A 21,867-nucleotide genomic window follows, 5' to 3' on the forward strand; every position below is an offset into this window, starting at 1 on the left:
GCATTATTTAAAACGTTTGTTGATAACGATTTTCATTTGTCTTTAATCGTGAAAATATCGTTAACAAATAGCGTTCAAATTAGCGGTGGGGATATAGCTTCGGCTATATTTCTTGCGCAAAATAAACACAGGTTATAGCCGTTGCTATATATCTAACTCATTGAGTTTTAACGAGTAACTTGTATATCTTTTCCAGGTCATCAATATTCTTCACCCGAATAAGCAGGCGGCGTTGTTCTAATTGCATCACCAGCACGCCGTCTTCGGATAAATTCATCTCTTTAATACGGTTATATTCTATCCATACATTGGCGAAGAAGAATCCGTGGGATTTAAAAATGATTTTTGGCGTGCGGATCCAGAACAGATAAATCGCCATTAATGCCAGCGCACATAATAACCATGTGGTTAATAATGCACCATGGCTGGTGACGTTATTGTAAATAAGAATGGCGATGAGACCCACGAAGATAAAGGCATCCACGCGGCCGCGTCGTAGCAGGGGAAGGGAGAGCAGCGTCTCGCCGTGACGGCGGGGCATAATGAACTCGTCATAGATCGCGTAAGCCAAAAGGGCAACAACAAATAAAACCAGTACGATGTCCGTGACAGTCATTCATCCTCCAGATAAAAAAAACCGGGGGCAAGCCCCCGGCCTATAGCATTGATACTTACAGACCCAGCAGGCCGACGGCGTAGCCCGCAATACCGATGACGAAGAAGCCAACGATGATCCACAGCGGGTTCACTTTCTTACGCAGCAGCCACATACAGGCGAAGGTCAACAGCAGCGGGACCAGGCCCGGCATCAGCTGATCCAGAATCGTCTGCACGGTGGTGACGCGGGTCTGACCATCCTGTCCGGTGATGGTCGATACCACCAGCGGGATGTTCACGTGCGTCCACTTGTTTACCAGCGCGCCCATGACAAACAGGCCGAGGATTGACGCCCCCTCAGTCAGTTTCTGCAGGAAGCCGCCACCCATGTCCTTAACGATGTCCACCCCTTTACGGTAGCCGTAGGCCACGCCGTAGTAACGGGTCAGCAGACGCACGGCGTTGAACAGGATGAAGAACAGCAGCGGGCCAAGCAGACTGCCGCTCATCGCGATACCGGCACCCAGTGCCGCGAAGACCGGACGCACGGTACCCCAGAAGATAGGGTCACCGACACCGGCCAGCGGACCCATCAGACCGACTTTGATACCGTTGATGGCACCATCGTCAATCTCTGCGCCGTTTGCACGCTGCTCTTCCATCGCCAGCGTTACGCCCAGTACCGGGGCCGCAACGTAAGGATGGGTGTTAAAGAATTCCAGGTGACGCTTGATGGCCTGACGGCGTGCTTCGTTGTTTTCCGGGTACAGGCGTTTGATCGCCGGTACCATGGAGAAGCAGAAACCCAGCGCCTGCATACGTTCGAAGTTCCATGAACCCTGAAACAGGTTAGAACGGATGAACACGCCACGAATATCACCCGGAGTGAGTTTTTTCTCGGTGGTAGTTTTTGTCATATCAACCATTTCGCTCACCTGTTAGTCCAGTTCGTTATCGAGATCGTTGTTACCAGCAGCCTGCGCTGGGGCACCCGCGACGCGGTTATATTTCGGGCTGAGCTGGATGTAGAGAATCGCCATCACCGCACCGATCACACCCAGTGCAACCAGGTTGAAGTTGGTGAAGGCCGCGGTCACGAAGCCGAGGTAGAAGAACGGCATCAGGTAGCCTGCGCGCATCATGTTGATGACCATCGCATAACCAACGACCACGATCATACCGCCTGCGATGTTCAGGCCGCCGGTGACCACTTCAGGAATGGCGTTCAGCATGCTCTGGACTTCACTGGTACCCACAGAGATCGCGACGATAACCGCCGGGATTGCGATACGCATCGCCTGCAGGAACAGGGATGAAACGTGGATCCATGACAGGGCCGTGAGGTTGCCGTTGTCGGCCGCCTTATCCGCCGCGTGCTGGAAGGCAACGGTGATAGTACGAACGATGATGGTCAGAACCTGGCCTGCGGCTGCCAGTGGGATTGCCAGGGCGATACCTGCACCAATACTCTGGTGACCGGCAATAACCAGAACGGTAGAAATGATAGAGGCCAGCGCGGCATCGGGCGCAACCGCCGCACCGATGTTCATCCAGCCCAGGGCGATCATTTCCAGGGTACCACCGATGATGATACCGGTTTTCATGTCACCCAGAACGGCCCCAATCAGCGTACAGGCCACCAGAGGACGGTGGAACTGAAATTCATCAAGTACGGATTCCATACCCGCAATACATGCGACCACGAACACCAGCACAATCTGAAGAGTGGTAATCTCCATTGTACTTCTCCTATTACATAAGCATTATGTGAAAAACCGGCGCGGGCTTATTTCCCAACTTTGCCGATCAAATCCATCATTTTCAGTTTCTGGTCCGTGGAAACCTTACGGGCTTCCAGCTCAATACCGCGTGCATTCAGCTTGTTAAATGCTTCGATATCTTTCGCATCGACTGAAATGGCGTTGTTGACCTGCGTTTTGCCCTGACGGAATGCCATACCACCAATGTTAACGGAGGTGATTTTCACGCCGCCTTCAACAATGCGCTCAACGTCTGTCGGGTTAGTGAACAGGAGCATCACGCGTTCGCCCGCATATTTCGGGTTGTTGTAAACGCGAATCATCTTGGCGACATCCACAACGTGCGCGGTAACGCCAGGAGGAGCAACCTGAGTCAGAAGGGTTTTACGTACGGTATCAGCGGCCACTTCGTCGCTGACCACGATAATGCGTCGAACGTTGGTCTCTTTGGTCCAGCGCGTGGCTACCTGACCGTGGATTAAGCGGTCATCAATACGCGCAAGGCCGATCACCATGTAATCATTCGGGCCCATCGGTTTTGCCGGTGCCGCCGCTTTCGGTGCCGCTGCAGGCGCAGGGGCAGGTTTTTCAACCGGCTGTGCCTTCAGGGCCTTAACCCCTTCGCGGCCGGTTTCAACAGCCAGTGCAACCAGCTCATCGAAGGCCGGATTGTCGTCGCGTGCCATGAGGGTTTCCACCAGCATGGGAATATTGACCCCGGCGACAACTTCATAGTGCTCTTTATCGACGACAATGCGGCTGGCAGCATTGAACGGGCTGCCGCCCCATGTATCAACGAGAAACAGCACGCCTTTGCTGGTATCCAGCTTCTCGAGCTGAGCGTTGTACTTCTCTATCAGCGTCTCGGCGTTTTCACCGGGAACGAAATCGATCCAGCCGACGTTTTCCTGCTCGCCCAACAGCATCTCTGCCGTTTTGAGTAGCTGCTCAGCAGCCCAACCATGTGTGCCTATGACAATAGCAATGGTCACTTGCTACCTCCTTTTATTATCATTAATACGCCTGCCAGGCAGTCGTACTGAGAATCGTATTGGCGAACCGAATCGATTCAGATAAGGGTTAGAGTTCAAAAAACTAAGACTTCCGCGAATTATTTTAGATAGTGAAAAAATAATTTATGTGATGAAGATCCGTAATTTAGCCACGCGTTACAGAATTATCTGTAGCGTATAGCCGCTGTGTTACAGAACTTTGCAAAGGAACGTAAATCTTTGCTAAAAACACAGTCTCTCTGATATGTTTAGCCTCCGTTTAATTGTTCAGGAGTATAGGGCTCCAGCCCACTATATGGACCGTCACCGACGTCAGTCATCTTCCAGGCCATTTCGCGCCTTTTTCACCGGCGATCCTCGCCACGTATCGACTCTGTCTGCCTCTGTTTTGCCCACATTGAGTGGGGCACCGTTTCGTCATTCCTTTAGCAGGAGCTTGTCATGGAATTCTTAATGGACCCGTCAATCTGGGTGGGATTGCTCACGCTGGTCGTGCTGGAGATCGTTCTCGGCATTGATAACCTGGTGTTTATCGCCATCCTTGCGGATAAGCTGCCGCCAAAACAGCGTGATAAAGCGCGTCTGATTGGACTCTCGCTGGCGCTGGTCATGCGACTGGGGCTGCTCTCCGTCATCTCGTGGATGGTCACGCTGACCAAACCGCTATTCTCCGTCATGGATTACACCTTCTCCGGCCGTGATTTGATCATGCTGATCGGGGGGATATTCCTGCTCTTCAAAGCGACGACAGAACTTCACGAGCGGCTGGAAAACCGTCAGCACGATGATGGGCACGGTAAAGGCTATGCCAGTTTCTGGGTGGTGGTGCTGCAGATCGTGGTGCTGGATGCGGTCTTCTCGCTGGATGCGGTGATCACGGCGGTCGGCATGGTGAACCATCTGCCGGTCATGATGGCTGCGGTGGTTATTGCGATGGCGGTCATGCTGCTGGCGTCGAAGCCGCTGACGCGTTTCGTGAACCAGCATCCAACGGTGGTGGTACTGTGTCTGAGCTTCCTGCTGATGATTGGTCTGAGCCTGGTGGCGGAAGGCTTTGGCTTCCATATTCCGAAAGGCTACCTGTACGCCGCGATTGGCTTCTCGATCCTGATCGAGCTGTTCAACCAGATTGCGCGCCGTAACTTTATCAAGCAGCAGTCAAATCAGCCGCTGCGCGCCCGTACCGCAGATGCCATTCTGCGCCTGATGGGCGGTCGTCGTCAGGTGAATGTGCAGTCTGATTCCGAAAACCACAACCCGGTTCCGGTCCCGGAAGGGGCGTTTGTGGAACAGGAACGCTACATGATTAACGGCGTGCTCTCTCTGGCCTCCCGTTCGCTGCGCGGCATCATGACGCCGCGCGGGGAGATCAGCTGGGTCGATGCTAACCTGAGCGTTGATGAAATTCGCCAGCAACTGCTCTCTTCACCGCACAGCCTGTTCCCGGTATGTCGTGGTGAACTGGATGAGATCATCGGCGTGGTGCGGGCGAAAGAGATGCTGGTCGCCCTGGAAGAGGGCGTTAACGTCGAAGCCGTTGCTGCTGCATCGCCTGCGATTGTGGTGCCGGAAACGCTGGATCCGATCAACCTGCTCGGGGTGCTGCGCCGCGCTCGCGGTAGCTTTGTTATTGTCACCAACGAGTTTGGCGTGGTGCAGGGGCTGGTGACGCCGCTGGACGTGCTGGAAGCGATCGCCGGTGAATTCCCGGATGAAGACGAAACACCGGAAATTGTTGCCGATGGCGAAGGCTGGCTGGTTAAAGGTACCACCGACCTGCACGCGCTCTCGCACACGCTGGGGCTGGAAAACGTGGTCAACGATGAAGAAGACATCGCGACCGTTGCCGGTCTGGTTATCGCCGTAAACGGCCAGATCCCGCGTGTTGGCGATGTGATCGAGCTGCCGCCGCTGCACATTACCATTGTCGAAGCCAACGACTATCGCGTTGATATGGTCCGTATTGTTAAAGAACAATCTGCCCACGACGAAGATGAGTAAGTCTGCTTAACGCAGCGGCATTAAGGGTACGATGTGCCCGTTATGACGCGCTGGCGGGGGAGCACTTCCCGCCAGCCAGTCTGGAAAGTCCCGTAGCGGCATCGGCCGCGCATAGAAAAAGCCCTGCAGGACTGGAACGCCGTGACGGCGTAAATAGCGCGCCTGCTCTTCCGTTTCGACCCCTTCCGCAACCAGCTCGATATTCAGCCGCTGGCCCAGCGCAATGATCATGTCCGTCACCGTTGAATTCACGGCATCCGTACCAATGGCGGTGGTAAAGGACTGGTCAATTTTCAGGACGTCCGGATGCAGCTTTTCAAGCCAGGAGAGGGAGCTGTTCCCGGTGCCAAAATCGTCGATAGCGAGCTTCACCCCTTTGCGATGCAGTTCGCGCACGATGCGATAATCCGCGTCCAGCAGCGCATCCCGTTCCGTGAGTTCAATCACCAGCTGCTGTCGCGGATTGGCGCTGAACCAGAGACGATTCAGGTCCTGTACCAGTACAGCGTGGCGAAAATGGCTGGCTGCAACGTTAATGCCGATGTGGAAACCGGCGCTGGACGGGAAGTAGCCTATCTGGCGCACCGTTTCGGCGATGACATAGCGGGTCAGGGGGACAATCTGGTTATGTTCTTCTGCCAGAGGGATAAACACCTCCGGGGTGATCCAACCCTGACGGGGGTTATTCCAGCGCAGCAGGATCTCAACGCCCGTGCACGCCTGGGTGCGGGCATTCACCAGCGGCTGGCAGAAAAGCTCAAATTCCCGCGCCGCAATGCCCATATCGATCTCCCACGTAAAGCTCATCCGGTTTGCCGTCGCCAGCCAGGCGAGATAGCCCAGCAGCAGGCTGAGCATTAGCCCCAGCGGCAGCTGGGCGGGCAGGCTTTTTAAGGCTAACTCACCGGGGCCAGGTCCGCTGACCGTAATGGTGAAAGGATTTCGGGTTGATGATTGCTGGAAAAGGGCGCTGTCTTCATCAAACGTCAGGCTGTCGGTGACGCGTTGACCGTAGCGTAAAAAACGATCGCCGACTGTCAGCACCACGTCATTGATGAGCGGACGCTGGGGCTCGAGGATCATTCTGGCGATCAGGTCGATATTAATAATCTCGACGACGCCTTCTTCACCGTCCTGGGAGACGGGATACCACTGGATCAAAATAGGGCTGCCCTTAAGCAGCCACTGGTCGGTCGATAAAATCAGCTTCGCCGTGCTGGCGGGGAGTTCCTGAAGGAAGTCACGAACAGGCTCGCTGCGGCTGCCGAAAATACTCGAACAATACAGGATACCGTCTTTAATCAGGGCGATAGAACGTACTGTCTGCAAAATGGCTGCCTGCTGTCGCAGCGCCAGCTGCACCTGCGGGCAGGGCTGTCCCACCAGCGGCTGCAGCACGTTGCGGTGGTTTTCCAGCGAAAGCAGAACGTTATCAAGGGCGCGAACGGTATGGCTGGTAAAATCGAGGATCCGCTGTTGGTTAACGTTGCGCTGGGAAATAAAGCGAATGCCCAGCGTCAGGATGAGCGTGAGGAGCGCAACCGTCACACAGACGATAACGCGTTTTCGGCGATAGTTTTTAATGATCGTTTGTGCAGTTTGCATGAACGGTCGCCTGATAAGCCACCAGCCACAAAAGCCGGACGCAACAGTGAAAGTGTAGTGGGGAAAGCAGAAGGAGACGAGGAAGAGGAGGGAAATTCGCCCATCCGTTGCAGATGGGCGAAAGGCAGTATTAGTCGCACTGCACCTTAATGGCCAGGCCACCACGGGACGTCTCGCGGTATTTCGCGTTCATGTCTTTGCCCGTTTCGTACATGGTTTCAATAACCTTATCCAGCGATACGCGAGGTTCGCTGGTACGGCGCATCGCCATACGTGAGGCGTTGATGGCTTTCACCGAGGCAATCGCGTTACGCTCAATGCACGGAACCTGCACCTGGCCCGCGACCGGATCGCAGGTCAGACCGAGGTTATGTTCCATACCGATTTCAGCCGCCACGCAGACCTGCTCAGGGCTTGCACCCAACAGCTCTGCCAGACCTGCCGCCGCCATGGAGCAGGCCACGCCGACTTCACCCTGACAGCCCACTTCCGCACCGGAGATGGAGGCATTCATCTTGTACAGCGCGCCGATGGCACCTGCTGCCAGGAAATAACGGATATAGATGTCCGGCGTCACGGGCTCAATAAAGTGGTCGTAATACGCCAGCACCGCAGGAACAATGCCGCACGCGCCGTTGGTTGGCGCCGTCACGACGCGGCCACCGGCGGCGTTCTCTTCGTTAACCGCAAGTGCAAACATATTCACCCAGTCGACCACGTTCATCGGGTCGTTGGAGAATTTGTCCGTGGTCACCAGCATACGGCGCAGAGCAGAGGCACGACGCGGCACGCGCAGCGGACCCGGCAGAACCCCTTCGGTGTTCATCCCGCGATCGATACAGGCGCGCATGGTTTGCCAGACGTTGGCAAAATAGTCTTCAATCTCTTGTTTACTGTGCAGGGCCAGTTCGTTCTGCATCACCATGCCGGACAGGGAAAGACCGGTCTGTTTGCAGTAACCCAACATCTCGGTCGCCGATTTGAACGGGTACGGTACGCTGACGTCGCCGACGCTGTCTTTGCCAAAATGCTCTTCATCCACGATGAAACCACCGCCGATGGAGTAGTACGTTTTGCTGTAGATCTCTTTTTCACCGCTAAAAGCGTGAATGGTCATGCCGTTTTCATGCAGCGGCAGGTTGTCGCTGCGAAAACGCATGCCGTCATCCTGCGGGAAATCGACTTCCTGCTGGCCGTTTGCCAGCAGCAGGCGGCCGCGTGTTTCCACGTCGCGGATGAATGCCGGGATGGCATCAATATCAACGGTATCCGGCATATTGCCTGCCAGACCCATAATAATGGCGATATCGGTGTGGTGGCCTTTACCCGTTAATGACAGCGAGCCGTAAACATCCACGGCGACACGGGTAACGCTTTCCAGTAATCCTTTTTCGACCAGATCATCGACGAACTGTTTACCGGCCTTCATCGGGCCAACAGTATGGGAAGACGAAGGGCCAATTCCCACTTTGAACATGTCGAATATACTAATCACTTTCACACTCCTGACAGGGTTACCGGGGTTCCAGTAACGATGTTATAACTGCGCATAGTGTAAGAGGGAACACCGACCTCGGCTTAACTATTCACATGAATTAAACTAATGGTTAACGATGGGTTTTGCTAATAGCGCGACGCAGATCGCAAACCTGGCAGAAGAGGGCGGAATGTAAAGTATAGTCAAGGCTTCAGGCCGATTTGCAACGCCAGCTCACGAATAATGCCCGCCGTCATGCCCCAGACAAAATAATGCTGATACCAGGACAACCAGACCCGATGGTCATGCCCACGACGCTGAATATCCAGCGGGTGATAACGACTCAGTCGGAGGGCTTCATCCAGCGGCATTTCAAACACCGCGGAGACTTCATCGACGCTGGCGTGATACTGCAGGCCCGGTGGGATAATGCCGACCACCGGCGTGACCTGAAAACCGGTGACGCTGTCGACGGGCGGCAGCACGCCGATGACCTCAACGGCCTCCGGCGGAATGGCAACCTCTTCCTGCGCTTCGCGCAGCGCGGCGGCAATCAGCGAGGCGTCGGAGCTGTCTACCGCGCCCCCCGGAAAAGCGACCTGACCCGCGTGCTTGCGTAAATGGGCGGAACGTTGGGTGAGCAGCAGGCCCGGTTGCGCGCGACGCACGACCGGGATCAGTACGGCCGCCTGACGTTGATTCAGCGCTTCGCGGTTGACCTGCGGCCTTAGTAGCTGAAAGCGAGATAAAAAGTCATCCAGCGTCAGATTCTCTTTTTCCACCCGTGTTTACTCCAGTTGTTTCAGAATACGGTTAACTTTATCAAAGGTTTCCTGATATTCCGCATCGACCTGGCTGTCGGCAACAATGCCGCCCCCGGCCGAACAGTAAAGGTTTCCGTTGCAGGCGGTCAGCGTACGAATGGTAATGCTGGTATCCAGCGTGCCGCACAGGCTGATATAGCCGATGCTACCGCACCAGGCATTGCGGCGGTGGGGCTCCAGCTCATCAATGATCTCCATTGCCCGCACCTTCGGCGCGCCGGTGATGGAGCCGCCCGGGAACGCGGCGCGCAGAAGATCGCAGGCCGTGCGCGAGTCAGGCAGCCGCGCGGTAATGGTGCTGACCAGATGATGCACCGCCGGGAAAGGCTCAACGACAAACAGTTCCGGCACGCGGACGCTGCCCGGCACGGCCACCCGGCCAATGTCGTTACGCATCAGATCGACAATCATCAGGTTTTCGGCGCGGTCTTTTGGCGAGGCGGCCAGTTTTTCCGCCTGCTGACGGTCGGCGTCGGGATCGGCAAGGCGTGGAAGCGTGCCCTTAATCGGGCGGGTTTGAATCGTGCCCTCGGCCAGATGAATAAAACGCTCGGGCGACAGGCTGAGGATCGCCCCCTGTTCCAGACGCACAAAGGCGCTGAACGGCGCCTTATTGCTGGCATTAAGACGGGTAAACGCCTGCCACTCATCTCCCCGATAGGTCGCCTCGAAGCGCTGGGCGAGGTTAACCTGATAGCAGTCGCCGCTTTGCAGATACGCCTGAACGCGCGCGAATTTTTCGCCATACTCCGCGGCGCTCATGTTGGATCGCCAGCCGGAGGTCAGCGTGAACGTCTCTGCGGGTGCAGCCTGTTGCGCCTCAAGCCAGGCCAGACGCGCCTGCACGTCACGATGGCTCAGCAGGGAAACCGTTTTTTTCTGGTGATCGACAATTAACGCCCAGTCATACAGCCCCACGGCCATGTCGGGCAGGGGGATATCAGCCTGCGCATGCTCGGGCAGCGTTTCGAAACGGCGACCCAAATCGTAGCCAAACAGGCCCAGCGCGCCCCCCTGAAAAGGAAGATCCGGGTTGGGTGTGGCAGATAAGCCCAGCGCGTTAATGTCGTGCTGAAGCTGCGCCAGCGGATCGTCCGTTAACGACAGAACATCGGTTGTCAGCGTCTTCAGCGGATCGGCGACCAGAATATCAAAGCGGCTATAGGGATGGTCCGCATGGCCGGAGTGCAGCAGCATCGCAAACGGAAGATGGCTCAGGCGGGCAAACCAGTATTCAGCGGCGTCTGTCCGCCAGGGCAGGGTAATAACAGTGGGGAAGCGCATGTTCATGTGTGGCATACTACCGGGCAGCGTGAAATAATTAGCGCGAATAATTTAGCAGGAGTTGACGATGTTTGCAGGTTTACCTTCTCTGAGCCATGAACAGCAGCAGAAAGCGGTTGAGCGAATTCAGGAACTGATGTCCCAGGGGATGAGCAGCGGACAGGCGATTTCCCAGGTGGCGGAAGAACTGCGCGCCACGCATACCGGCGAGCGGATCGTGGCGCGTTTCGAGGATGAAGATGAAGAGTGATCGGGCTTAAACCGCCGCGATAATCTTAATCTCTACCTTGTATTCCGGCTTCATCAGCGTGGCCTGTACGGTGCAACGTACAGGCGCGTGACCCGCCACCACCCACGCGTCCCAGGCTTTGTTCATTGCCGCGAAGTCATCTTTGTTTGCCAGGAAAATCGTCGCATCCAGAATGCGGGATTTGTCGCTGCCCTGTTTTTCCAGCACCGCGTCAATCTGCGCCAGGGTATTGGCCGTCTGCTCGAACGCATCCGCGTCCAGGTTAGCCGGGACGCCGGTGTAGTAGAGCGTCTGGTTATGGATCACCACATCAGACCAGCGGGCTTCGGCATCAATGCGCACAATTGTCATAAACGTTTCCTCGTTATTTTTCGTCGTCAGGCGGCAAGACTGCCATATTGTTCATCCGTCGTCACTATTTGGGGTGGCACATGAGTGGATGGGCTGACATAATCCCTGTGCAAAAATACAGTGAGAGAGCACCGTGGCAGACGATTTTTCCCCTGAAGGTCAATTAGCGCAGGCTATCCCCGGCTTCAAACCCCGTGAGCCTCAGCGACAGATGGCGCACGCCGTTGCACGCGCCATCGATAAGGCTCAGCCGCTGGTGGTCGAAGCCGGTACCGGCACGGGTAAAACCTATGCTTACCTGGCGCCGGCGCTGCGGGCGAAAAAGAAGGTGATTATTTCCACCGGTTCGAAGGCGCTGCAGGATCAGCTCTACAGCCGCGATTTGCCCACCGTGGCAAAAGCGCTGAAATATAAAGGCCGTCTGGCCCTGCTGAAGGGGCGCTCCAACTATCTCTGTCTGGAACGCCTTGAGCAGCAGGCGCTGGCGGGCGGCGACCTGCCGGTGCAAACCCTGAGCGACGTCATTATCCTTCGCGCCTGGGCGAACCAGACCGAAGAGGGCGATATCAGCACCTGCGCGAGCGTGCCGGAAGACTCTCCTGCCTGGCCGCTGGTGACCAGCACCAACGACAACTGCCTCGGCAGCGACTGCCCGCTGTATAAAGACTGCTTCGTGGTGAAAGCGCGCAAAACGGCGATGGATGCGGATGTGGTGGTGGTGAACCACCATCTGTTCCTTGCGGATATGGTGGTTAAGGACAGCGGCTTTGGTGAGCTGATCCCGGAAGCGGACGTGATGATCTTTGATGAAGCGCACCAGCTTCCGGATATCGCCAGCCAGTACTTCGGTCAGTCGCTCTCCAGCCGTCAGCTGCAGGATCTGGCGAAAGATTTCACCATTGCTTACCGGACCGAACTCAAAGATACCCAGCAGCTGCAGAAGTGCGCCGACCGTCTGGCACAGAGCGCGCAGGATTTCCGTTTACAGCTCGGCGAGCCGGGCTATCGCGGCAACCTGCGCGAGCTGCTGGCGGACAAAAATATCCAGCGCGCGCTGCTGCTGCTCGATGACGCCCTGGAGCTCTGCTACGACGTGGCGAAACTGTCCCTCGGCCGCTCCGCGCTGCTGGATGCGGCCTTCGAGCGCGCTACGCTCTATCGCGGGCGCCTCAAACGGCTGAAAGAGATCAACCAGCCGGGGTACAGCTACTGGTACGAGTGCACCTCGCGGCATTTCACGCTGGCGCTCACGCCGCTGACGGTGGCCGATAAATTCAAAGAGGTGATGGCGCAAAAGCCGGGAAGCTGGATCTTTACCTCGGCAACCCTGTCGGTGAATGACGATCTGCACCACTTCACCGAGCGCCTCGGCATTGAGCAGGCGGAATCGCTGCTCCTGCCCAGCCCGTTCGACTACGAAAAACAGGCGCTGCTCTGCGTGCCGCGCAATTTGCCGCTTCCCAACCAGCCGGGTGCGGCCCGGCTGCTGGCGGCGATGCTGAAGCCAATGATCGAGGCCAATAACGGCCGCTGCTTTATGCTCTGCACCTCCCACGCCATGATGCGCGACCTCGCCGAGCAGTTCCGCGCTACGATGACGCTACCGGTGCTGCTGCAGGGCGAAACCAGCAAAGCCCAGTTGCTGCAGCAGTTCGTCAGCGCCGGTAATGCCCTGCTGGTCGCAACCAGCAGCTTCTGGGAAGGGGTGGACGTGCGCGGCGACACGCTTTCGCTGGTGATCATTGATAAGCTACCGTTTACCTCCCCGGACGATCCGCTGCTGAAGGCGCGGATGGAAGACTGTCGCCTGCGCGGCGGCGATCCGTTTGACGAGGTTCAGCTGCCGGATGCGGTCATTACGCTTAAGCAAGGGGTAGGGCGCTTAATCCGTGACGTCACCGACCGCGGCGTGCTGGTCATCTGCGATAACCGGCTGGTGATGCGTCCTTACGGGGCAACCTTCCTTGCAAGCCTGCCGCCCGCGCCGCGGACGCGGGACATAAAACGCGCGGTGCGTTTCCTGGCAAACCCAACGGCGGAGTAATTTACCCCGGAGTGTGCTAAGATGCGCGCCATTTTGTGACTGACCCTTGCGAGAGCGCGACGACCGATGCGAATTCTGGCTATTGATACCGCGACAGAGGCTTGCTCTGTTGCTCTGTTGAACGACGGTGCTGTTTCTGCCCATTTCGAAGAGTGCCCCCGGGAACACACCCAACGCATTCTGCCCCTGGTAAAAGCCATTTTAACCCAGGGAAACACCTCCTTAACCGACCTCGACGCGCTGGCCTTTGGCCGCGGCCCCGGCAGCTTTACGGGCGTACGTATCGGGATTGGCATTGCGCAGGGGCTGGCGCTGGGCGCCGAACTGCCGATGATCGGCGTCTCTACCCTCGCCACCATGGCGCAGGGCGCATGGCGCATGACCGGGGCAACGCGCGTCCTGGCAGCAATTGATGCCCGCATGGGCGAAGTCTACTGGGCCAAATACACCCGTGACGAGCAGGGCGTGTGGCACGGTGAAGAGACGGAAGCCGTGCTTAAGCCAGATGCGGTGACAGAACGACTGAAGCAGCTGTCCGGCGAGTGGGCGACCGTCGGTACGGGCTGGCCAGCGTGGCCTGAGATGGCGAACGACACCGGGTTGACGCTGGTGGACGGCAACATGCTTTTGCCGGCTGCGGAAGATATGCTTCCGATTGCCAGCCAGCTGCTCGCAGCAGGCAAAACCGTGGCCGTTGAACAGGCGGAACCGGTTTATTTGCGAAACACCGTCGCGTGGAAGAAACTTCCGGGCCGCGAGTGAATCTCAGTAACAGGAACTGAGAAAAAGGAGTCGCATCATGGCGGTTCAGACTAAAGTAGTACGCCTTATTATGGCAGGCGCGGTTGCCATAGCACTGAGCGGATGCGTTTCCGTTCCTGATGCGATTAAGGGCAGCAGCCCGACGCCACAGCAGGATCTGGTTCGGGTGATGAATGCGCCTGAGCTGTACGTGGGCCAGGAAGCGCGCTTTGGCGGTAAGGTGATTGACGTACAAAACCAGCAGGGGAAAACCCGCCTGGAGATCGCCACCGTTCCGCTGGACAGCGGCGCGCGGCCTGTACTGGGCGAGGCCTCCCGGGGACGTATCTATGCGGACGTCAGCGGGTTCCTCGATCCGGTCGATTTTCGCGGACAGCTGGTGACCGTCGTCGGGCCGATTACCGGCGCCGTACAGGGCAAAATCGGCAACACGCCGTATAAATTTATGACCATGCAGGTCAACGGATACAAGCGCTGGCGGCTGGCCCAGCAGGTGATCATGCCGCCGCAGCCGATCGATCCGTGGATGTGGGGTCCGCATCCTTATCGCTATGGCTACCCGGGCTGGGGCTGGTATAACCCGGGACCTGCACAGGTACAGACGATCGTTACTGAGTAACTTACTGTTATTGTTAGAAAAGAGACAGCGGCTCAGCCGCTGTCTCTGTTTTTTTACGGATAAAACGAAAAAAAAGAGTGACGCGCTTCGCAACCTTAAATCTGAACAATTAATAAACTGGTACGCTGAGTTAATATAATGTTAACAAACTGTTTATTATCGGGGTTGTGATGACGACGAACACTCATTTCAGAGGTGATGCATTGAAGAAGGTTTGGCTTAACCGTTATCCCGCAGATGTTCCTGCTGAGATCAATCCTGACCGTTATCAATCCCTGGTGGAATTATTTGAACACTCGGTAAGGCGCTACGCGGATCAGCCCGCATTTGTGAATATGGGCGAGGTGATGACGTTCCGTAAGCTGGAGGAGCGCAGCCGGGCGTTTGCGGCGTATCTGCAGGAAGGGCTGGGGCTGCAAAAAGGGGATCGCGTCGCGCTGATGATGCCGAACCTGCTGCAATATCCGGTGGCGCTGTTCGGTATCCTGCGTGCCGGGATGATCGTCGTCAACGTCAACCCGCTGTATACCCCGCGCGAGCTCGAGCATCAGCTGAACGACAGCGGCGCGGTTGCAATTGTCATTGTGTCCAACTTTGCCCATACGCTGGAAAAAGTGGTCGACAAAACCCAGGTGAAACACGTCATCCTGACGCGCATGGGGGACCAGCTCTCTACCGCCAAAGGCACGCTGGTTAACTTTGTCGTCAAATACGTCAAACGTCTGGTGCCAAAATACCATCTGCCGGACGCTATCTCCTTCCGCCGCGCGCTGCATGCGGGCTATCGGATGCAGTACGTCAAGCCGGAAGTGGTCTCAGAAGATCTCGCCTTCCTGCAGTATACCGGTGGCACCACCGGCGTGGCGAAAGGCGCAATGCTGACTCACCGCAACATGCTGGCGAACCTTGAGCAGGTCAACGCAACCTACGGGCCGCTGCTGCATCCCGGCAAAGAGCTGGTCATCACGGCGCTGCCGCTGTACCACATTTTCGCACTGACCATGAACTGCCTGCTGTTTATTGAGCTCGGCGGTCAAAACGTGCTGATTACCAACCCGCGTGATATCCCGGGGCTGGTGAAAGAGCTGGCAAAATATCCATTCACCGCCATGACCGGGGTAAATACCCTTTTCAACGCGCTGCTTAATAACAAAGAGTTCCAGCAGCTGGACTTCTCCACGCTGCACCTCTCTGCGGGCGGCGGTATGCCGGTTCAGCAGGCGGTGGCCGAGCGCTGGGTGAAGCTCACCGGTCAGTATCTGCTGGAGGGCTATGGCCTGACGGAATGCGCGCCACTGGTCAGCGTTAACCCGCATGACATCGACTACCACAGCGGAAGCATTGGTCTGCCCGTTCCTTCCACTGAAGCGAAACTGGTCGATGATAACGATAATGAAGTTGCGCCGGGTGAGCCGGGTGAGCTGTGCGTCAAAGGTCCACAGGTGATGCTGGGCTACTGGCAGCGTCCCGACGCGACTGACGAAATCATCAAAGACGGCTGGCTGCATACCGGTGACATCGCGGTGATGGATGACGAGGGCTTCCTGCGCATTGTCGATCGCAAGAAAGATATGATCCTGGTCTCCGGCTTCAACGTCTATCCGAATGAGATCGAAGACGTGGTCATGCAGCACAGCGGCGTACTCGAAGTGGCAGCGGTCGGTGTGCCTTCCGGCAGCAGCGGTGAAGCGGTGAAGATATTTGTGGTCAAGAAAGATCCTTCTCTCACGGAGGAAGCGCTGGTAACGTTTTGTCGTCGTCAGCTGACGGGCTATAAAGTGCCGAAGCTGGTGGAATTCCGCGATGAGCTGCCGAAATCCAACGTCGGGAAGATATTACGACGAGAATTACGTGACGAAGCCCGTGCCAAAGTAGACAATAAGGCCTGAGCTACACGTTAATCGCCCAGACGCCGGTTAAGCCGGCGTTTTTTATGGGCGCAAACAAAAGAGAATCCGATTTGAATTACCAGATGATCACGACCAACGACGAGCTGGCTTCGCTGTGCGAAGTGACGCGCGACTTTCCTGCCATTGCCCTGGATACCGAGTTTGTCCGTACCCGGACGTACTATCCGCAGCTGGGGTTGATTCAGATGTACGACGGTAAAAACGTGTCGCTGATTGACCCTCTCGGCATTACCGACTGGACGCCGATGCGCGACCTGCTGCTCGATACCACCGTCACGAAATACCTGCATGCAGGCAGTGAAGATCTGGAAGTCTTTCTGAATACCTTTGGCATCATGCCTCAGCCGCTGATTGATACGCAGATCCTCGCGGCGTTCAGCGGTCGCCCGCTCTCATGGGGCTTTGCCGCCATGGTGGAGGAGTATACGGGCCTGACGCTGGATAAAAGCGAATCCCGTACCGACTGGCTAGCGCGTCCGCTTACCGCCCGCCAGCTGGAGTATGCGGCGGCTGACGTGTTTTACCTGCTGCCGATCGCCGGACAGCTGATGAAAGAGGCGGAAGCCTCCGGATGGCTCCCGGCAGCGCTGGATGAGTGCCGTATGACCCAGCAGCGTCGTCAGGAAGTGGTGGATCCGAAAGAGGCCTGGCGCGACATCAGCAACGCCTGGCAGCTGCGCACGCGTCAGCTGGCATGCCTGCAGCTGCTGGCAGACTGGCGCTTGCGTAAAGCGCGCGAGCGCGATCTGGCCGTTAACTTTGTCGTCCGCGAAGAACATCTCTGGGCGGTGGCGCGCTATATGCCGGGCAGCCTTGGCGAGCTGGACAGCATTGGGCTTTCGGGCAGTGAGATCCGTTTCCACGGCAAAACCCTGCTGGCGCTGGTCGCAAAAGCGCAAGAATTACCCGACGACGCGCTGCCGGAACCGCTGCTGAACCTGATGGATATGCCGGGCTATCGCAAAGCGTTTAAAGATATCAAAGCGCTGGTGCAGACGGTGGCCACGGAAAACAAGCTGAGCGCGGAGCTGCTCGCCTCACGCCGTCAGATTAATCAGCTGCTGAACTGGCACTGGAAGCTGAAGCCGCAGAATGGCGTACCGGAAATGATGGCGGGATGGCGCGGGGAATTGATGGCCGATCGCCTGAATACGTTGCTGGAAGGTTATCCGCGATAAAAAATATGCCGGGCGTTAACCCGGCATATTCCCCCGGTGGCGCTGCGCTTACCGGGGCTACGAAATCACAAACCTACGGACGCGACTCTTCCGCTTCCGGGAGCGTCACGTTCAGCTCCAGAATCGAAATATCCCCGTCTTTTTGTTCCAGCTGCACCGTCACCATCTCCGGGTCAATCTGCACGTACTTACAGATCACTTCCAGGATGTCCTTACGCAGCTGCGGCAGGTAGTGAGGCTCGGCGTCGCTACGACGACGCTCCGCAACGATAATTTGCAGACGTTCTTTTGCGATGTTGGCGGTGTTCTTTTTCCGCGAGAGAAAAAAGTCCAGTAATGCCATAACTTATCCTCCGAACAGGCGTTTGAGGAAACCTTTCTTCTCTTCTTCAATGAAGCGGAAAGGACGTTCTTCTCCCAGCAGACGGTCAACGGTATCGGCGTAAGCTTTACCTGCATCTGCCATTGTATCAAGGATCACTGGCTCGCCCTGGTTAGAGGCGCGTAACACGGACTGATCTTCCGGGATAACGCCCACCAGCTTAATGCGCAGGATCTCCAGCACGTCTTCCATGCTCAGCATGTCACCTTTGTTCACGCGGCCCGGGTTGTAGCGGGTGAGCAGCAGGTGTTCTTTAATCGGGTCTTCGCCATTTTCCGCACGACGGGATTTAGAGGCGAGGATCCCGAGAATACGGTCTGAGTCACGCACGGATGAAACTTCAGGGTTGGTGGTGATGATCGCTTCATCAGCGAAGTAGAGCGCCATCAGAGCACCGGTTTCGATGCCGGCAGGGGAGTCACAGACGATGAAGTCGAACTCCATTTTTTTCAGCTCGTCGAGCACCTTTTCTACCCCTTCACGGGTCAGGGCGTCTTTGTCACGCGTCTGAGAGGCCGGGAGAATGTAGAGGTTCTCGGTGCGCTTGTCTTTAATCAGCGCCTGGTTCAGCGTGGCATCGCCCTGAATGACGTTCACGAAGTCATACACGACGCGACGCTCACATCCCATGATGAGGTCGAGGTTACGCAGGCCGATATCGAAGTCGATAACGACGGTTTTCTTTCCCTTCTGGGCCAAACCAGTAGCGATGGCCGCGCTGGAGGTGGTCTTGCCAACGCCTCCTTTACCCGAAGTAACAACAATAATGCGTGCCATAGAAATTCCTTGTTAAAAAGGGATCAATTCAACGGTTGAACGGTCAACGCGTCGTCTGCCAGAAGCAGGCGAGCCGCTTTGCCATAAAATTCGGCTGGGATCTTGTCGCTCAGCCAATATTCACCTGCGATGGACACCAGTTCCGCCGTCAGGTGAGTACAAAATATTTGCGCGTCCCGATCGCCACTTGCACCCGCGAGCGCACGTCCACGCATCATACCGTATACGTGAATATTGCCATCTGCAATCAGCTCAGCGCCAGCGCTGACGTGGCTTGTAACAATCAGATCACAGTTTGGTGCATAAATGCGCTGACCGGAACGAACCGGCACATCAATCATTCGCGTTTTTGTGATGGTTGTAACGTTTTGCGCCGCAGGAGGGGGCGTTTCGACGGCAACGGGTGCCGCACGGGGGGCTTTTTCTTTGCCTTCATTCAGAAGCGGCAGCCCCGCACGGTCGATTTCCGCTTTCAGTTCAGTATTTTTGCAGCCGCTGATGCCGACAATACGCAGTCCGGTGGAGGAGACGGCCTGCTGAAGAAGTTTCCAGTTAACCGGCGCCTCAAGACCGCTGACGTTGATCACAACAGGGGCGTGCTTCAGAAAGGCGGGAGCCTGGGCGATTTTGTCTTCTAACGCCTGACGAATAACCTCGGGTTTTGCATCATGCAAATGTACCACTGATAAGGTGAAGCTACTGCCTTTAAGCTCGATGGGCGTGTTTGACATCCTGGCCTTACTCAATTTGCTATTAACCGCAACCACTCGCTGCGATATTCCGAAGAGTATCAGGCATGTTATAGTCAGGAGTATATTGAGGCAAGCAACCACCCATTATTTCAGAGTAAAAACATGTTTTGTGTGATCTACAGAAGTACAACCCGTGACCAGACCTATCTTTATGTCGAAAAGAAAGACGATTTTTCACGCGTGCCAGAAGAATTAATGAAGAGCTTTGGCCGACCGCAGATGGCGATGCTGCTGCCGCTTGATGGTCGCAAGAAACTGGTGAATGCCGATCTGGAGAAAGTGAAAACGGCATTAGCCGAGCAGGGCTATTATTTACAGCTTCCGCCGCCACCGGAGAATTTATTAAAACAGCATCTTGAGGCGAACGGAAAAAAATAGTCTCAACTGTTTTTGAGCACAACACATCAACCGTTTAGGGGTCGACCATGTATCAACATCATAACTGGCAAGGTGCATTACTGGATTATCCCGTCAGCAAAGTGGTTTGCGTGGGCAGCAACTATGCAAAACATATTCAGGAGATGGGCAGTGCGACGCCAGAAGAGCCGGTTCTGTTTATTAAGCCTGAAACGGCGCTTTGCGATATCCGCCAGCCGCTGGCCCTGCCGCAGGGGCTCGGCTCGGTGCATCACGAGGTTGAACTCGCCGTACTGATCGGCGCGACGCTGCGTCAGGCTTCCGAAGAGCATGTTCAGAAAGCGATTGCCGGATACGGCGTGGCGCTGGATCTGACGCTACGCGACGTGCAGGGCAAAATGAAGAAAGCCGGACAGCCGTGGGAAAAAGCCAAAGGGTTTGATAATTCCTGCCCGATTTCGGCGTTTGTGCCGGTGAGCGAATTTACCGGCGATCCGCAGGATACCCCGCTCAGCCTGAAGGTTAACGGTGAAATCCGCCAGCAGGGCACCACGGCAGACATGATCCATAAGATTGTGCCGCTGATCGCCTACATGAGCCGCTTCTTTACCCTGAAACCGGGTGATGTGATCCTGACCGGCACGCCGGAAGGCGTTGGTCCGCTCGTGAGCGGTGATGAACTGGAGGTCGGTTTTAACGGCCTGTCGCTGAAAACCCGCGTGCTGTAACTTCCTCTTGCCGCCTGAAAAGGGCGGCAAAACTTGCAACGACGTGCCAGACTCGTTATAAGGTGCGCTTTCTTTTGACGTGTGGACATCCTGATGAACGACATCCCTTTCTGGCAAAGCAAAACTCTCGACGACATGACTGATGCGGAATGGGAATCCTTATGCGACGGCTGCGGTCAGTGCTGCCTGCACAAGCTGATGGATGAAGACACGGACGAAATCTACTTCACCAACGTGGCCTGTAAGCAGCTCAACATTAAGACCTGCCAGTGCCGCAACTATGAGCGCCGCTTTGAGTTTGAGCCGGACTGCATCAAGTTAACCCGGGATAATCTGCCCACCTTCGAATGGCTGCCGCATACCTGTGCGTATCGCCTGCTGGCGGAAGGGAAAGGTCTGCCTGACTGGCATCCGCTGTTAACCGGTTCAAAAGCGGCGATGCACGGTGAGCGCATTTCAGTGCGCCACATCGCGGTGAAAGAGTCCGAGGTGCGTGACTGGGAAGACCACATCATGAACCACCCGACCCGCTGAGATTAAAAAACCCGCCGAGGCGGGTTTTTTATTGTGTTTGTGCGGCCTGACGCCCTCACCCCAACCCTCTCCCACGGGAGAGGGCGCAAACACTAAAAACGGCAACCGAGGTTGCCGTTTTGCTTTTACCTTCCAAACAGATCGCGTTTTTTCGGTTTGAACGGCTGGGCGATCAGCACCAGCAGCGCCACGACGAAGTAGGCGGCAAAAATACCCACCAGCCACTGCGGCATCTCCAGCGTCAGGAATTCCCACTGACGAACGGAGCAGTCACCGGATGCGACAAACACCTGCGGCAGCCATTTGTCCAGCGGCAGCCAGCTCGGGAAGCGGGCGGCAAAATCACAGGTCATAAACGGTGACGGATGCAATTGCATCATGGTGTGCTGCCAGGAGAGTTCAATTCCTTTCCAGGCGCTGTATATCCAGATGGCAATACCGGCATAGCGAAGCGGCGATTTTGGGGCAATCGCGCCCACCAGGCCCGCACCCATAATGCCGAACAGCGCGCAGCGTTCATAAATACAAAGCACGCAAGGTTTGAGTCCCATTACATGCTGGAACCACAGCGCGACCATTTCCAGCGCAAAGGCGGTCAGGGCCATTAACAACCACGCTCCGCGACCGCGGGAGCACTGGTTTAAAAATCTCAACATAATCAT

At 56.2% G+C, this 21,867-nt stretch carries 23 protein-coding genes; 10 read left to right on the forward strand and 13 right to left on the reverse strand.

Annotation, left to right across the window (positions count from 1 at the left end; translation table 11 throughout):
- Window positions 1-157 precede the first annotated feature (157 nt).
- The 4 genes from AC0TOY_RS10365 to manX are packed head-to-tail and all read right to left on the reverse strand — an operon-like array spanning window position 158 to window position 3,349.
- Window positions 158-616, reverse strand: coding sequence for a DUF986 family protein (locus tag AC0TOY_RS10365; protein WP_048029444.1), 459 nt, complete (start codon window positions 614-616; stop codon window positions 158-160).
- Between the two features lie 55 nt (window positions 617-671).
- Window positions 672-1,523, reverse strand: coding sequence for a PTS mannose transporter subunit IID (locus AC0TOY_RS10370; protein WP_006810994.1), 852 nt, complete (start codon window positions 1,521-1,523; stop codon window positions 672-674).
- A gap of 12 nt (window positions 1,524-1,535) precedes the next feature.
- Window positions 1,536-2,336 (reverse strand): PTS mannose transporter subunit IIC, encoded by an 801-nt coding sequence (manY, locus tag AC0TOY_RS10375; protein ID WP_024909729.1) that lies wholly within the window; start codon window positions 2,334-2,336, stop codon window positions 1,536-1,538.
- 47 nt (window positions 2,337-2,383) lie between these two features.
- Window positions 2,384-3,349: a PTS mannose transporter subunit IIAB gene (gene manX, locus AC0TOY_RS10380; RefSeq protein WP_407820718.1), complete on the reverse strand. Its 966-nt coding sequence runs from the start codon at window positions 3,347-3,349 to the stop codon at window positions 2,384-2,386.
- A 462-nt stretch (window positions 3,350-3,811) separates the two neighbouring features.
- Here manX and yoaE point away from each other — a divergent pair, with 462 nt between their 5' ends.
- Complete coding sequence (yoaE, locus tag AC0TOY_RS10385) at window positions 3,812-5,371, forward strand: CNNM family cation transport protein YoaE (protein WP_008500492.1); 1,560 nt, start codon at window positions 3,812-3,814, stop codon at window positions 5,369-5,371.
- 6 nt (window positions 5,372-5,377) lie between these two features.
- Here the strand turns inward: yoaE and AC0TOY_RS10390 are convergent, their stop codons facing one another.
- From AC0TOY_RS10390 to pabB, 4 genes are all read right to left on the reverse strand, one after another.
- Window positions 5,378-6,976: an EAL domain-containing protein gene (locus AC0TOY_RS10390; RefSeq protein ID WP_216357645.1), complete on the reverse strand. Its 1,599-nt coding sequence runs from the start codon at window positions 6,974-6,976 to the stop codon at window positions 5,378-5,380.
- Between the two features lie 130 nt (window positions 6,977-7,106).
- Window positions 7,107-8,471 carry an L-serine ammonia-lyase gene (gene sdaA / locus AC0TOY_RS10395; RefSeq protein WP_045908237.1) on the reverse strand — a complete coding sequence of 455 codons (1,365 nt, stop codon included), beginning with the start codon at window positions 8,469-8,471 and terminating at the stop codon, window positions 7,107-7,109.
- Between the two features lie 185 nt (window positions 8,472-8,656).
- On the reverse strand, window positions 8,657-9,235 hold the full coding sequence (locus AC0TOY_RS10400) for a CoA pyrophosphatase (protein WP_045908238.1): 579 nt from the start codon (window positions 9,233-9,235) through the stop codon (window positions 8,657-8,659).
- A gap of 6 nt (window positions 9,236-9,241) precedes the next feature.
- On the reverse strand, window positions 9,242-10,567 hold the full coding sequence (gene pabB / locus AC0TOY_RS10405; protein WP_229226259.1) for an aminodeoxychorismate synthase component 1: 1,326 nt from the start codon (window positions 10,565-10,567) through the stop codon (window positions 9,242-9,244).
- Between the two features lie 61 nt (window positions 10,568-10,628).
- Between pabB and AC0TOY_RS10410 the strand changes: the two genes are divergently transcribed.
- Entirely contained in the window at window positions 10,629-10,811 is a 183-nt protein-coding gene (locus AC0TOY_RS10410; protein ID WP_008500497.1) for a YoaH family protein, read from the forward strand.
- 6 nt (window positions 10,812-10,817) lie between these two features.
- On the opposite strand, the gene AC0TOY_RS10415 is transcribed toward AC0TOY_RS10410, so the two are convergent.
- Window positions 10,818-11,162, reverse strand: a complete 345-nt coding sequence (locus AC0TOY_RS10415; RefSeq protein WP_008500498.1) for a RidA family protein — start codon at window positions 11,160-11,162, stop codon at window positions 10,818-10,820.
- Between the two features lie 133 nt (window positions 11,163-11,295).
- Here AC0TOY_RS10415 and AC0TOY_RS10420 point away from each other — a divergent pair, with 133 nt between their 5' ends.
- From AC0TOY_RS10420 to rnd, 5 genes are all read left to right on the forward strand, one after another.
- Entirely contained in the window at window positions 11,296-13,206 is a 1,911-nt protein-coding gene (locus AC0TOY_RS10420; protein ID WP_473721796.1) for an ATP-dependent DNA helicase, read from the forward strand.
- A gap of 66 nt (window positions 13,207-13,272) precedes the next feature.
- Complete coding sequence (gene tsaB, locus AC0TOY_RS10425; RefSeq protein ID WP_473721797.1) at window positions 13,273-13,968, forward strand: tRNA (adenosine(37)-N6)-threonylcarbamoyltransferase complex dimerization subunit type 1 TsaB; 696 nt, start codon at window positions 13,273-13,275, stop codon at window positions 13,966-13,968.
- 37 nt (window positions 13,969-14,005) lie between these two features.
- Entirely contained in the window at window positions 14,006-14,587 is a 582-nt protein-coding gene (locus AC0TOY_RS10430) for a Slp family lipoprotein (protein WP_028018678.1), read from the forward strand.
- Window positions 14,588-14,790: 203 nt separating this feature from the next.
- Window positions 14,791-16,476 carry a long-chain-fatty-acid--CoA ligase FadD gene (gene fadD, locus AC0TOY_RS10435; protein ID WP_074180385.1) on the forward strand — a complete coding sequence of 562 codons (1,686 nt, stop codon included), beginning with the start codon at window positions 14,791-14,793 and terminating at the stop codon, window positions 16,474-16,476.
- 71 nt (window positions 16,477-16,547) lie between these two features.
- Complete coding sequence (gene rnd / locus AC0TOY_RS10440; protein ID WP_473721811.1) at window positions 16,548-17,675, forward strand: ribonuclease D; 1,128 nt, start codon at window positions 16,548-16,550, stop codon at window positions 17,673-17,675.
- A gap of 73 nt (window positions 17,676-17,748) precedes the next feature.
- Here the strand turns inward: rnd and minE are convergent, their stop codons facing one another.
- From minE to minC, 3 genes are read right to left on the reverse strand one after another with little or no spacing between them, the layout of a single operon-like run.
- Window positions 17,749-18,018 (reverse strand): cell division topological specificity factor MinE, encoded by a 270-nt coding sequence (gene minE, locus AC0TOY_RS10445; RefSeq protein WP_008500504.1) that lies wholly within the window; start codon window positions 18,016-18,018, stop codon window positions 17,749-17,751.
- 3 nt (window positions 18,019-18,021) lie between these two features.
- On the reverse strand, window positions 18,022-18,834 hold the full coding sequence (minD, locus tag AC0TOY_RS10450; protein WP_008500505.1) for a septum site-determining protein MinD: 813 nt from the start codon (window positions 18,832-18,834) through the stop codon (window positions 18,022-18,024).
- A 23-nt stretch (window positions 18,835-18,857) separates the two neighbouring features.
- A complete protein-coding gene (gene minC / locus AC0TOY_RS10455) occupies window positions 18,858-19,565 on the reverse strand; it encodes a septum site-determining protein MinC (RefSeq protein WP_343666382.1) in 708 nt (235 codons plus the stop codon).
- A gap of 123 nt (window positions 19,566-19,688) precedes the next feature.
- Here minC and AC0TOY_RS10460 point away from each other — a divergent pair, with 123 nt between their 5' ends.
- The 3 genes from AC0TOY_RS10460 (at window position 19,689) to AC0TOY_RS10470 (ending at window position 21,205) form a co-directional block, all read left to right on the forward strand.
- Window positions 19,689-19,964: a YcgL domain-containing protein gene (locus AC0TOY_RS10460; RefSeq protein WP_008500507.1), complete on the forward strand. Its 276-nt coding sequence runs from the start codon at window positions 19,689-19,691 to the stop codon at window positions 19,962-19,964.
- Between the two features lie 47 nt (window positions 19,965-20,011).
- Window positions 20,012-20,671, forward strand: coding sequence for a fumarylacetoacetate hydrolase family protein (locus AC0TOY_RS10465; RefSeq protein ID WP_024909871.1), 660 nt, complete (start codon window positions 20,012-20,014; stop codon window positions 20,669-20,671).
- A 93-nt stretch (window positions 20,672-20,764) separates the two neighbouring features.
- On the forward strand, window positions 20,765-21,205 hold the full coding sequence (locus AC0TOY_RS10470) for a YcgN family cysteine cluster protein (protein WP_024909872.1): 441 nt from the start codon (window positions 20,765-20,767) through the stop codon (window positions 21,203-21,205).
- A 125-nt stretch (window positions 21,206-21,330) separates the two neighbouring features.
- On the opposite strand, the gene dsbB is transcribed toward AC0TOY_RS10470, so the two are convergent.
- On the reverse strand, window positions 21,331-21,861 hold the full coding sequence (dsbB, locus tag AC0TOY_RS10475; protein ID WP_024909807.1) for a disulfide bond formation protein DsbB: 531 nt from the start codon (window positions 21,859-21,861) through the stop codon (window positions 21,331-21,333).
- Window positions 21,862-21,867: the final 6 nt, after the last annotated feature.

It is taken from the genome of Enterobacter sp. PL_is379 (genome assembly GCF_055817355.1).

Coding starts and splice junctions, on each gene's coding strand:
- AC0TOY_RS10365 (WP_048029444.1), bottom strand. CDS start 616: ATGACTGTCACGGACATCGTACTGGTTTTATTTGTTGTTGCCCTTTTG.
- AC0TOY_RS10370 (WP_006810994.1), bottom strand. CDS start 1,523: ATGGTTGATATGACAAAAACTACCACCGAGAAAAAACTCACTCCGGGT.
- manY (WP_024909729.1), bottom strand. CDS start 2,336: ATGGAGATTACCACTCTTCAGATTGTGCTGGTGTTCGTGGTCGCATGT.
- yoaE (WP_008500492.1), top strand. CDS start 3,812: ATGGAATTCTTAATGGACCCGTCAATCTGGGTGGGATTGCTCACGCTG.
- AC0TOY_RS10390 (WP_216357645.1), bottom strand. CDS start 6,976: ATGCAAACTGCACAAACGATCATTAAAAACTATCGCCGAAAACGCGTT.
- pabB (WP_229226259.1), bottom strand. CDS start 10,567: ATGAACATGCGCTTCCCCACTGTTATTACCCTGCCCTGGCGGACAGAC.
- AC0TOY_RS10410 (WP_008500497.1), top strand. CDS start 10,629: ATGTTTGCAGGTTTACCTTCTCTGAGCCATGAACAGCAGCAGAAAGCG.
- AC0TOY_RS10415 (WP_008500498.1), bottom strand. CDS start 11,162: ATGACAATTGTGCGCATTGATGCCGAAGCCCGCTGGTCTGATGTGGTG.
- tsaB (WP_473721797.1), top strand. CDS start 13,273: ATGCGAATTCTGGCTATTGATACCGCGACAGAGGCTTGCTCTGTTGCT.
- AC0TOY_RS10430 (WP_028018678.1), top strand. CDS start 14,006: ATGGCGGTTCAGACTAAAGTAGTACGCCTTATTATGGCAGGCGCGGTT.
- minE (WP_008500504.1), bottom strand. CDS start 18,018: ATGGCATTACTGGACTTTTTTCTCTCGCGGAAAAAGAACACCGCCAAC.
- minD (WP_008500505.1), bottom strand. CDS start 18,834: ATGGCACGCATTATTGTTGTTACTTCGGGTAAAGGAGGCGTTGGCAAG.
- minC (WP_343666382.1), bottom strand. CDS start 19,565: ATGTCAAACACGCCCATCGAGCTTAAAGGCAGTAGCTTCACCTTATCA.
- AC0TOY_RS10460 (WP_008500507.1), top strand. CDS start 19,689: ATGTTTTGTGTGATCTACAGAAGTACAACCCGTGACCAGACCTATCTT.
- AC0TOY_RS10465 (WP_024909871.1), top strand. CDS start 20,012: ATGTATCAACATCATAACTGGCAAGGTGCATTACTGGATTATCCCGTC.
- AC0TOY_RS10470 (WP_024909872.1), top strand. CDS start 20,765: ATGAACGACATCCCTTTCTGGCAAAGCAAAACTCTCGACGACATGACT.
- dsbB (WP_024909807.1), bottom strand. CDS start 21,861: ATGTTGAGATTTTTAAACCAGTGCTCCCGCGGTCGCGGAGCGTGGTTG.